Genomic DNA, 11,010 nt, shown 5'->3' on the forward strand with positions numbered 1-11,010 from the left:
CTTACCTTATGGGCGCCCTTGAAGTCTTCGGCACCTGAGCGGACCTCCCAATTGTGGTGGGTTTCGCGGCCGTGACCGGCCTGGCCACCGGCCGGCTCCACCTCGTGCGCGGCCGCTGCGGCGGAGGTAGCTCCCAGGAGACGGGCTCGCCGCGTTCCCTCTTGTCGTCGTCGAGCGCCTTCACGCCGTAACAGATGCCTGCCACGATCCAGAGCAGGGACGCCTGCCCGGCAACCCAGTAGAGATCGAACTGCGCCTGCGTGAAGCGCATGGCCACCACCGCGACGCCGACCGTGCCGTACACCGGGTCCATCTTCCACAGGTACCAGCCCGCCACGGCGAACAGCGCGAGGAATCCGATCAGCCCGAACACGCCGACGGTGGTCAGAACCTCGAGTTCAGCGTTCGGCGGCTGGAAGGCGTCGAACTGCCCGGCGAAGTGGTTGGTGTACCACCAGCGCATGCCGACACCGAAGACGGGCGACTTCAACCAGATCTCGAACGACTGCGCGTACCAGTCCACGCGCTGGTGCGCCGAGTTGAACTGGTTGTTGTCCGCCAGCTGCGAGGTCAGTTGACTGACGACCCACGCGACTCCTGGGATGGCAGCGAGCCACACGATGCGCACCCGCCTGCCCGTCTGCGGCCTGGCCCTGATGCTGACGATGAGGATGCCGACGATCTCGCCGACGAGGCCCTGCCTGGACTGCGCCGCGACCACACCGAGCGACGCGATGATGACGACGGCCCACGACCAGGCCGGAGACCAGCGCAACCACACCGGGCGGGCGAAGGCGATCACGGCGGCCGCGCCGAGCATCCCGCCGATCGTGTTCTTGTTCAGGTCGGGCAGGAACACGGGCTGGAACGACCTGGTGTGCAGGTAGGTCGTGAGCGACACGAAGATCGTGACGATGCCGATGCCGCAGCAGCCGAGTACGTAGAGCGTGAGCGCGAGTCTCGCCCGGTCGGCGCGGCCGATCACGAAGCCGACGACGAGGCTGCCAAGCACCAGGAAGACTTCGTGCACCCACTCGATGACGTTGGCGCTGTACGGGTTCAGCAGCTGCGTCGGGATTGCCGTGGCGAGGTAGAAGACGCCGGCCCACACCAAGGGCAGCAGCACGCCTGCTCCCCTGCCCCTGAGGGCGAACAGCGAGACGATGGATGCCAGCGCGAGCACGACATCCGAGACGCTGAGCGCCCCGCCCACCCTCGTGAGCACCAGTGTCGCCGGAACGGCGAGCACGGGGATGATCGTCGCGTCGCGCGCTGCGACGCCCGCCATCAGAACGACGACGCCGACCGCGAGCGCGATGAGACTGCTGTTGACGCTCAGCACGCCGAGCGCGACGCCGACGACCACCGCGAAGGCTCCGATGGCGACCAGCGAGGGCGCATTCACTGCGAACCTCGGCTTCACGCCATCCATGCACACATGCTAGGCGACACCCTTTGCCTCCGATCGGCCGGAGCTCGACCGCGCCCAGGCCCGGCGGCTGCCGCGGTCAGATGCTGATCTCGTCGAGCACGGCGGCGAGGTGCCGCCAGGTCCAGGTCCAGTCGCGTTCCGTAGCGCGAGCTCGCGCCGACGCCGCGTACTGCGACCGCAGGCTGGAGTCCGAGGCGAGCCGGCCGATAGCCTCCGCCAGGTCCTCTGGGCGCTCGTGGTGGAACAGCACTCCCGCGTCGCCCAGCAGTTCGGGGATGCCCCCGCTTTCAGCCGCGATGATCGGCAGCCCGGTCGCCATACCTTCGCCGACCGTGAGGGGGCACGGGTCGGGCCAGCGGGAGGGGATCACGAGAATGTCCGCGCGCCGCAGGAGTGCGGGCAGCTGCTGTCTGTCGACGAATGGCTCGAACCGTACATTCGCGCGAACCCGGCCCGCCAGCTCGCGCAGTCGCTGCTCGTACGGCGACAACGCCGCATCCGGATCGAAGCCGTGGCTGCCGACGATCTCGTACTCGAGCTCGTCGCCGCCGAGCTCGGTGCCATCGACCATGGCTGCCGCCTCGAGCAGGATGTCTGCGCCCTTCTCCGGGATCGCCCGCCCCAGGAACATGACGCGCAACGGTCCGGGCGACCGCAGGTCGGTTGGCGAGAACTGCGCGGCATCCACGCCGTTCACGACGGTTCGCACGCGCTCGTGCAGCGATGGCGGAAGGTGCTCGCGCAACTGAACGGCGAGCGAATCGCTCACGCTCACGATGCGCGCGGCATCCCCGAGCACACGCGACGCCTCGGCTTTCGTGTAGCTGCGCAGCACGTCGTTGTGCGCGTACAGCACGGAGGCATGCGGCTGGTCGCGCAGCAGCCAGGGCACGATCGGGGCGTTGTGTGCGAGCACGATGCCTGGCGGCTGGTCGCGCAGGCTCTCGGCTGCCTGGCGGAAGTAGGCGGCCGCCGATCGTCGTGGAAGGCCGATCCGGCCCAGCGCGGCGTCGATCGCGCGGGCGCGGGAACCGGGCGCTGCCACGCCGTCGTACTCGACGGCGGCCGCCGAGTCGTATCGGGGCGAGTAGGTGTCGCGCTGCAGCACCACATGCTGCGGATGCCGGCCGGCATCGCCGGCGACGGTGGCGCCCGTGGCCAGTCCGTGCACCACGGTGGGTATCGCCGAGCCCGTCCGCGGCGAGAAATGGTCGCCGGGCGTGATCAGGTGGTACACCGGCACGACGCCGCGGTCGATCTCGCCGTGTGCCGTCATGCGCTCATCGTAGGGGTTCGCGCAAGCGGCTCAGCCGGCCGCCTCGTTCCAGATCGCGGCGTGCTCTGCTGCACACCTCTCCCACGTGAACTCGGATGCCCGCAGCCTGCCGCGCTTCAGCAGGTCGCCCCGATCGACGGCATCCTCGAGCACCGCCGCGATGCCCTCGGCCAGCCCTTCGCCCGTCGGCGGCACCAGCACGGCCGCCCCGCCTGCGACCTCCGGCAGTGAGCTCGTCTCGGCGGCGACGACGACGGTGCCGGCGGCCATGGCCTCGAGCACGGGAAGCCCGAAGCCCTCGTGCAGCGATGGCACCACGACGGCCTCGGATCCCGCGATGAGCCCTGGCACGAGGGCGTCGTCGACTCGTCCGAGAAGTGCGACGCGCGGCAGTCCGCCGAAGAGCTCGGTGCGCCGCGGGTGAGGCGGCCCGGAGAGCGCGAGCGTGACATCCGGATGCCGGTCGGCCAGTCTCCGCCATGCCTCGGCGAGCGCAGGCAGGTTCTTGCGCTCGCTTGCACCCCCCGCGTGCAGGATGTACCTGCCCCGGATGCCGATGCGCTCGAGCGTCGCGGGAACCAGCGGCACCGGCTCGCGAAATCGATCGTCGACGCCCAGGTGCACGACACGCACGTTGTCGAGTGCGAACAGTTCGACGGCGTCTGAGGCGGTCGCTTGCGAGACGCACACCACGGCTGCGGCCGCGCGGAGTTCCGCTCCCGCGCTGGCGATCGGCGTGCCCTCGTCGGGAAAGCGCCACGCCACCACGTCGTGCAGTGTGACGACCTCGCGTGGCGCGGGGGGAAGCATGAGGCTCATGCGGTGCACGAGCGTTCGCCGTGGGTAGATGAGTCGGCCGGCTGCGCGACGGATGCCCGGTCCCGCCTTCTCCAGCAGCCCGACGGGAACGCGTCTGTCGCCCGGCAGGTCCGACCGCAACGACCGCGCCGCCAGCTGCCGCACGGACCACGGTCGCCCCGTGGATGCCAGGGCCGATACGGCGCGTGATGATACCTCGCGCTCGTACACCTGGGCCCCCATCGGGGCGGCTGTCGCCACGGTCGCGATCGCGAGCCTGTTCATCCGCTCTCCTACGCCCTTGGGCGACATGAGGCGCCAGTCTAGCCCCGGGCGGTCGGGACACCGCCAGCGGCGCGGTTAGGCTTACGCCCGTGGGGCACAGCGACTTCGCCGTCAAGGCGGAAAATATCGGCAAGACGTATCGTCTTGGCGTCAGCAACGCCAGCCATTCAACGCTGGCAGAGGCCGTGCTGTCGCGGCTGCGGCCGCAGCGCACGCCCGAGTTCAAGCGTTTCGACGCGCTCGATGAAATCGACTTCGAGATCCCGCAGGGCGAGGCGCTCGGCATCGTCGGCCGCAACGGAGCAGGCAAATCGACGCTGCTGAAGATCCTGACCCGGGTCACGGCGCCCACCAGGGGCCGCATCGAATTCCGGGGGCGCATGGGCAGCCTGCTCGAAGTGGGCACCGGTTTCCACCCAGAGCTGACCGGCAGGGAGAACATCTTCCTGAACGGCGCGCTCCTCGGCATGACACGGTCGGAGATCCTCAGGCAGTTCGACGCGATCGTCGAGTTCTCCGGCATGGAGCGGTTCCTCGACACGCCGGTGAAGCGGTACTCGTCCGGAATGTACGTGCGCCTCGCCTTCTCGGTCGCTGCGCACCTGGAGACCGAGATCCTCGCCATCGACGAAGTGCTGGCGGTCGGCGACGCCGAGTTCCAGCGACGCTCGCTCGACAAGATGCGGCAGGCCGCGCAAGAGGGCCGGACGGTGCTCTACGTCAGCCACATGCTGCAGACGGTCAAGACGCTCTGCACCTCGGCGATCCTGCTCGAGCGCGGGCGCCTGACCCATCACGGCACCGTCGACTCCACACTGCACGCGTACACCGCGAGCTTCGATCGCTACGCGCAGGACCAGGCCGACCCGGCCAACCGCCAGGGGTCTGGCGGTGTGCGGTTCAACCGTGTGTGGATGGACGACGATCATGTCGGATCCGGCGACGCGATCGCGGTGCACTTCGACGCCGCCGCGACGACGAAACCGCTCGGCGTGCGGGACTACTGGGTCTCGGCCCACATCGTCGACGAACAGGGCACGATCATCGTGCAGTGCGACTCCAGGTTGAACGGCACAACGCTGAGCGTCGACGAGCGGCACAACGGCCGCCTCGAGATCAAGAATCTCTGGCTCAAGCCCGGCACCTACTCGGTCGACGTGTTCGCCTGCCAAGCGGGGAACATCCTCGACGTCTGGGATGCCGCCTGGCGCTTCGAGGTCATGCCCGACCTGAGGTACGAATCCGGCGCGACGACCGACGCGACCTCGGCCGGTGTCGTGCTTTCCGACTTCCAGTACGAGGTGGAGTGACCCGATGAAGACGATGGTCATCGAGCCGCCACGGCGGCTCAATCTGCCGAGGTGGCGGGACCTCTGGCAGGCCCGCGAGGTCGTCGTGCGGCTCGCTCTGCGCGACATCATCGTGCGCTACCGGCAGACGATCCTCGGCATCGCGTGGGTCATCATCCAACCGGTTCTGTCGGCAGGTGTCTTCTCTCTCGTGTTCGGCACCGTCGCGGGCCTCTCGAGCGGAAAGCTGCCGTACTTCCTGTTCTCACTGGCCGGCATGCTGCCGTGGAACCTCTTCAACGGGGCGCTCACCAGGTCGTCCGCCTCGCTCATCGCCAACCAGGCGCTGGTCTCGAAGGTGTTCTTCCCGCGCATCCTGGTGCCGATTTCGACCATCGCGAGCGTGCTGCTCGACTTCGTGATCGGGCTCGCCGTTGCGGTGATCCTGCTCTTCGTCTACGGCGTGAACCCGGGCCTGCCCGTTCTGCTCATCCCGGTGTGGGTGGTGCTCATCGCGCTGATCGGCGAGGGCATCGGCATGGCGACGGCCGCCATGATGGTCAAGTACCGCGACGTCGGGTACATCCTGCCGTGGGTGCTGCAGATCCTGCTGTACGCGAGCCCGGTGGCGTATGCGATCTCGTCGGTTCCCGAGCGACTGAGGTGGGTCTTCGACATCAACCCCATCACCTGGTTCCTCGAGGCGTTCAGGTGGTCGTTGGTCGGAACCGAACCGCCGGCGGCATGGCAGGTCGTCGGACTCGTCGTCTTCGCGTTCGTGGTCTTCTTCCTCGGCACGCTGTACTTCCAGAGCCACGAACGGGAGTTCGCGGACATCATCTGACGCCCCGCAGCTGTGGCCCCTCTGTGGGTGACTTCTGACCGCTCGGCCTGTCGGCATCGCCAGAACCGGAATACTCTAGGGATCCTCAGGTTCTGGCGAATCGCCCCTACGAGACGCTCTGCGTTCGCCGCAGGGGCTATCGGCGAGAGGCACGACGATGACGCACATCTCCACGACCGGGTCAGCGGCAGCATCCGCGCCTGCCGCCACGGATCCCTCCGCGTCCGCTCCTCCGACATCGGCACCCGCCGCGGCCGACCTCATCCACTTCGTGGACGTCGTCGCCGATGTGATCCACCACCACGCCGATGATGTCGCGGTGGTGGGTCCGTCGATGCAGCTCACGTACGGCGAATTGGACAGCTGGTCGGATGAGATCGCCGCTGCCGTCTTCTCGGCTCTCGGTGGCGGCAAGGACCCCGTGCTGGTGCTGGCAGCACACGATTCGCCCGCGGTCGCCGCGTTTCTCGCCGTCGCCAAATGCGGTCGACCCGTCGTGATGCTCGACGGCACCACCCCAGTCGGCCGCATGCAGGGCATCGCTGACGTGGCCGCCCCCGCAGCGATCCTCTACACCTCGGAGTTCCGCGAGCAGGTCGGCCTTCTCGGCGCGATCGGCGGCATCCCCATCACGATGCCCGACCGCCCGAAGCATGAGGTTCCGCACTTCGATCGGGTGCCTCTCGACCACGACGACCCGCTCTCGATCGTCTTCACCTCCGGATCCACGGGCAAGCCCAAGGGAGTGATCATCGGATCGGTGGCGTTCACCGTTGCGCTGACGTCGGCCGGACTCGCCGAAGGAAGCGGCGAGAAGGTGCTGTGTCCTGTGCCGCTCGGATTCGTGTTCGGCCTCGGGCTGCTCGCCCGGACCCTCGCCGTCGGGAGCCAGCTGCACCTGCACGACCCACGCGTACTGGGAGTCGAAGGCCTCGCCGACCGCATCGACGCCGCCCGGATCACCGAGCTCGGAGCCACGCCGTTCGTGGTCCGCAGCCTTGCGAAGTCGGTTAAGGAGGGCCGCGTCTTCGACTCGATCCGCAGGGTGTTGCTGGGCGGTGAGGCGGTCCTGACCAGAGACGTCGTCGCTGTACGCGGATTCACGAACGAGGAATGCATCGTCGCCAACTCGCTCGGCTCCTCGGAGGCATGGGGAGTGGCGAGCCTCGTCATGGACCGCGATTTCGTGCTTCCGGACCAGACCTTCCTTCCTGTCGGGGTGCCGACCGCCGGGCGTGAGGTGGCCCTGATCGACGAGTCAGGTGAGGAGGTCACCGAGCCGATGCGGCCGGGCATCATCCACCTCACTGCCGAGCACATGTCCGGCGGGTATTGGCGCGACCCGGATTCGACGGCGGCGCGCTTCCGCACCCTTGGAGACGGACGCAAGTGCTACATCACGGGCGACCTCGGTCGGTGGAATGAGAGCGGGCAGCTGGAGTACCTCGGTCGCGCCGACAACATGGTGAAGGTGCGCGGCTACCTCGTGGAACCGGCGGAGGTCGAGTCGCACATCCGCGCCGCGGGCGAGGTGGAAGACGTCGTCGTGGTCGGGCGCCCATCGGCTCGGATGGACGGCACCACGGTGCTCGTCGCGTACGTCGTGCCCGCGCTCAACGCGTGGGTTTCCGGCGCCGCCGTCAGGCGCAGGCTCGCGACCGAGCTGCCCAGCTACATGGTGCCAGGACAGATCGTCGAGCTCACCTCGCTCCCCCGCAACCCGAACGGCAAGATCGACAGGCTGCGGCTGCCTGAGCCCCCTCGCTCCCCGGAGCCCAAGCGGGTGAGCAAATACGAGTACGAGGAGGCGATCGCCGATGTTGCAGCGGCGACGCTGGGCCTCGAAGCCGTCGGAGTCGACGACGATCTGTTCGAGCTCGGTCTCGACTCGCTCGCCGTGGAAGAGATGGTGGCGATCCTCGAAGATCAGCTCGATCTTCAGATCACATCGGCCACCATCATGCAGAATCCGACGGCGGCGCAGCTCGCGCGCCTGCCGCACGGCAAGGCGGATCACCTCGTCGACGGGATCATGACGATGATCGCCGCGGGCACCGGCACACCCGTCTTCGCCATCAGCGGCGCAGGAGGGCTCGCACTGCAACTGCGGGAGCTCGCCCAGCAGTTGAATTCGGGACGACCCGTGTACGGCATCCAAGGCCACGGGCTGGAGGGCAACGCACTCCCCGACGTGACCATCGCGCAGATGGCGCGTCGCGACCTGCGCACTATCCGCCGGGTGCAGCCCACCGGGCCGTACGCGATCATGGGTCACTCGCTCGGTACGTTGATCGCCTTCGAGGTGGCGAGAAGGCTTGTGGAAGCCGGCGAGGCGGTCACCTACCTCGGGCTCCTGGATCCGCCTGACCCGACGGCCATCGAACGCTCATCCGTGCTCGCTTCGCTCGTGCAGGAACACGAGTCCGAGCCGGTCGATCACAACGTGCTCGCCCGGCTGAGGAATGAGATCGCGGATGCCTACCCGTTTGCGACCCGGTCGTTCTGGCGTCGCGTGCAGTCCGACGGGCGTTTCCACGCCTGGTTCGAGGCGGGCGGCTCGGCCGCGCGACGCTACCAGCTGAAGCATCCGCTCGCCCTCGACAACACCTACGTCTACCTCGCTGAGGGGACTCCGGCCTCGGTCGCGGAGGGATGGTTCACCCAGCCGCCGCACATCGTGCCCGTGCCGGGCGACCACCTCTCGATGCTCCGGCGGCCTTACGTGACCGAACTGGCAGCCGCGGTCTCGCAACACATCGCCGTGCCTGCCTGAGGCATATGAGCGGCATCCGCTCACCGGCTCGGCTAGCCTGAACCGGGAGCGGGAGGGGCCGACGTGACGCGCATTCTGTGGGTGAGCGCCGAGACGCCGTCGCGCGACGGGCAAGGCGGGCAGCGCAGGCAGTTCCATCAGATCAACGCGCTCGTCTCGCGCGGGCACGAGGTCACGGTCATGGTCCCGACCGCGGGACAGAGCGACGCGAGCATCCGCACGATCGTTCCCGTGCTGCGACCGAGGCTGACCGTGTTGGGACGCATGTCCCGACGAATGGTCGAGCGGATGCGCCGCACCATCGCTGCCGGCGAGTGGGACGCGATCGTCGTGTCCCATCACGAGTCGTTCTGGCTGCTGCCCGAGCACGTCCGGGTTCCCGTGCTTCTCGACGTGCACAACGTGATGAGCCACTGGCACCACGCGGCGGGCAGGATCGAACTGGCCGACCAGGCTCGCGGCATGGAGGTGCATGCCGTTCGCAAGGCGGACGGCGTCATGACGTGCTCCGATGTCGAGACGCACCGGCTGCTCGCCGTGCACCCTGAGGCGGAGGGCAAGGCCTTCACCGCCCCGCTCGGGGTCGACCCTGCCGAATGGCCCGACCGCGGGTTCGACCGCAGCGAACCACGCGTTGCGCTGTTCGGGAGCTGGGGCTGGCATCCCAACCGGCTGGGGCTCGAGTGGTTCGCGGAAGAGGTATGGCCGCTCGTGCAGCAGCGGGTCTCCGATGCCGTCGCGCTCGTCGCAGGTACGGAGGCCGAGCCGAAACCGACGTGGCCGACGGGCATCCGCATCGTCGGCCGTGTTCCCGACCTTGCACAGTTCACATCCTCGGCGACGGTCGTCGCTGTGCCGGTCAAAGACGGGGTCGGGGCATCCGTCAAGTTCGCCGAGGCGCTTGCGACCGGGGCCGCGGTGATCGCGACAGCGGACGGCGCCAACGCCTTCGAACGTCCCCCCGCGTTCGTCTCCGACGAGCCTGCTCAGTGGGCGGAGTGGATCGCGGCGCGCCTCGAGCAGCGGGGTACCGAGCCCGCGCCGTCAGCGGCGAGGGCCGTGGCGCTGTCGAGCATGACCTGGGATGCCGCGGCGGCGCCCATCGACGTATGGCTGCGTGCCAACGCTCGGCAGCAGGCATCCGTTCCACCGCTATCGTCGTGACGTGGTGATCGCCAACGACAGTGCCGGCGCCGGGGAGAGTGCTCGACCCGACAGTGGTGCGCACGCACCTGCGAGGAGCCATGGGGGGAAGCGCGACCAGAACTCAACCGCCGAAGAGCAACCGAGCGTCGGCCCGGCGCCTGCTCCGTCCGTTTCGCTGATCGTGTGCACGACGGGAGCGCCCGGGCGACTGGCCGACGTGACCCAGCGGCTGTCGGCCGTGCTCGACGCGACGGACGATGTGGAGGTGCTCCTCATCGACAACTCCGCCGACGGCGGTGTCACGGTTGCGGACGAGCGCATCCGCGTCGAGCGCTGTGCGCTCCCCGGTCTCTCGCGAGCCCGCACGACGGCGAGCGCTCTCGCCCGCGGCACCGTGCTGGTGTTCACCGACGACGACGTGGAGTTCGGTCCTGAGTGGCCGACGTCGATGGCCGAGCTCGTGCTCGACGGGTCGTTCGATGCCGTCGCCGCGCCTGTTCGGCTGGGGCCGGAATTCGACGGACTCAGGTCGGTGCTGCTGAGGGAGTGGCTCGCCGAGGGGAATCTCGGAGATGAACCGCGCCTCATCGGCGCAGGCATGGCCATCCATCGCCGCGTGCTCGGCCTCGGCCTGTGGGACGAACGCATCGGTGCAGGGCGCCCGGACTTCGCCTTCGGCGAGGAGAGCCTCTTCGAGAACATGATCAGAGCTGGCGGCGGCACCGTCGGTCTCGCCCGCGACGCCACGGTCATCCACCACCCGGACCCTTCGCGCACGACCGCGCAGCACTTTCGCCGCATCGCGCGGCAGAAGGGTCTCTCCGGCGCCTATCTCGGCTACCACTGGTGGGGTGAGTCGATGAGGATGCCCCGGCTCCGCCAGGCGCGCCGCGTACTGCGGCTGCTGGGGCACCGGTTGGGCCGACGCGGTCGCGCCGGTATCGATGAGGACGAGCTGAGACTCGTGCAGTCCGTCGGGGAGGCGGCCGGCTACGCGATGCTGAGGGGCGAGACCAGGCTGTACGCGCGGGCATCCTGATCGCCGAACAACGACCTTCACCCCCGATCGGGAAACTGGGCAATCCTCACATTGCCGCGCATACTGGGATGAAGCCGCCGCGCCCAAGGCGTCGCGGACCGATCCGCAGTTGAATGGCGGCGACGAAA

At 68.5% G+C, this 11,010-nt stretch carries 8 protein-coding genes; 5 read left to right on the top strand and 3 right to left on the bottom strand.

Going from position 1 to position 11,010, the window contains the following annotated elements; genetic code table 11:
* Position 1: 1 nt before the first annotated feature.
* From ACO2Q7_RS07345 to ACO2Q7_RS07355, 3 genes are all read right to left on the bottom strand, one after another.
* A complete protein-coding gene (locus ACO2Q7_RS07345) occupies positions 2 to 1,432 on the bottom strand; it encodes an O-antigen ligase family protein (protein ID WP_423354946.1) in 1,431 nt (476 codons plus the stop codon).
* Positions 1,433 to 1,508: 76 nt separating this feature from the next.
* Positions 1,509 to 2,708, bottom strand: coding sequence for a glycosyltransferase family 4 protein (locus tag ACO2Q7_RS07350; RefSeq protein ID WP_423354947.1), 1,200 nt, complete (start codon positions 2,706 to 2,708; stop codon positions 1,509 to 1,511).
* Between the two features lie 30 nt (positions 2,709 to 2,738).
* On the bottom strand, positions 2,739 to 3,791 hold the full coding sequence (locus ACO2Q7_RS07355) for a glycosyltransferase family 4 protein (protein WP_423354948.1): 1,053 nt from the start codon (positions 3,789 to 3,791) through the stop codon (positions 2,739 to 2,741).
* A gap of 89 nt (positions 3,792 to 3,880) precedes the next feature.
* On the opposite strand from ACO2Q7_RS07355, the gene ACO2Q7_RS07360 reads away from it, so the two are divergent.
* The 5 genes from ACO2Q7_RS07360 (at position 3,881) to ACO2Q7_RS07380 (ending at position 10,882) form a co-directional block, all read left to right on the top strand.
* Positions 3,881 to 5,101: an ABC transporter ATP-binding protein gene (locus ACO2Q7_RS07360; RefSeq protein ID WP_423354949.1), complete on the top strand. Its 1,221-nt coding sequence runs from the start codon at positions 3,881 to 3,883 to the stop codon at positions 5,099 to 5,101.
* Positions 5,102 to 5,105: 4 nt separating this feature from the next.
* Positions 5,106 to 5,924 (top strand): ABC transporter permease, encoded by an 819-nt coding sequence (locus ACO2Q7_RS07365; protein WP_423354950.1) that lies wholly within the window; start codon positions 5,106 to 5,108, stop codon positions 5,922 to 5,924.
* A 157-nt stretch (positions 5,925 to 6,081) separates the two neighbouring features.
* On the top strand, positions 6,082 to 8,697 hold the full coding sequence (locus ACO2Q7_RS07370; RefSeq protein ID WP_423354951.1) for an AMP-binding protein: 2,616 nt from the start codon (positions 6,082 to 6,084) through the stop codon (positions 8,695 to 8,697).
* A 63-nt stretch (positions 8,698 to 8,760) separates the two neighbouring features.
* Positions 8,761 to 9,861 (top strand): glycosyltransferase family 4 protein, encoded by a 1,101-nt coding sequence (locus tag ACO2Q7_RS07375; protein WP_423354952.1) that lies wholly within the window; start codon positions 8,761 to 8,763, stop codon positions 9,859 to 9,861.
* Positions 9,782 to 10,882: a glycosyltransferase family 2 protein gene (locus tag ACO2Q7_RS07380; RefSeq protein ID WP_423354953.1), complete on the top strand. Its 1,101-nt coding sequence runs from the start codon at positions 9,782 to 9,784 to the stop codon at positions 10,880 to 10,882. Before ACO2Q7_RS07375 ends, ACO2Q7_RS07380 begins: the two co-directional genes overlap by 80 nt.
* Positions 10,883 to 11,010: the final 128 nt, after the last annotated feature.

It is taken from the genome of Rathayibacter sp. KR2-224 (genome assembly GCF_049446075.1).
Classification (GTDB): Bacteria; Actinomycetota; Actinomycetes; order Actinomycetales; family Microbacteriaceae; genus Humibacter.

Bases quoted from the DNA above. Each gene is read 5' to 3' on its own strand.
- ACO2Q7_RS07345 (WP_423354946.1), bottom strand. From the start codon at position 1,432: ATGGATGGCGTGAAGCCGAGGTTCGCAGTGAATGCGCCCTCGCTGGTC.
- ACO2Q7_RS07350 (WP_423354947.1), bottom strand. From the start codon at position 2,708: ATGACGGCACACGGCGAGATCGACCGCGGCGTCGTGCCGGTGTACCAC.
- ACO2Q7_RS07355 (WP_423354948.1), bottom strand. From the start codon at position 3,791: ATGAACAGGCTCGCGATCGCGACCGTGGCGACAGCCGCCCCGATGGGG.
- ACO2Q7_RS07365 (WP_423354950.1), top strand. From the start codon at position 5,106: ATGAAGACGATGGTCATCGAGCCGCCACGGCGGCTCAATCTGCCGAGG.
- ACO2Q7_RS07370 (WP_423354951.1), top strand. From the start codon at position 6,082: ATGACGCACATCTCCACGACCGGGTCAGCGGCAGCATCCGCGCCTGCC.
- ACO2Q7_RS07380 (WP_423354953.1), top strand. From the start codon at position 9,782: ATGCCGCGGCGGCGCCCATCGACGTATGGCTGCGTGCCAACGCTCGGC.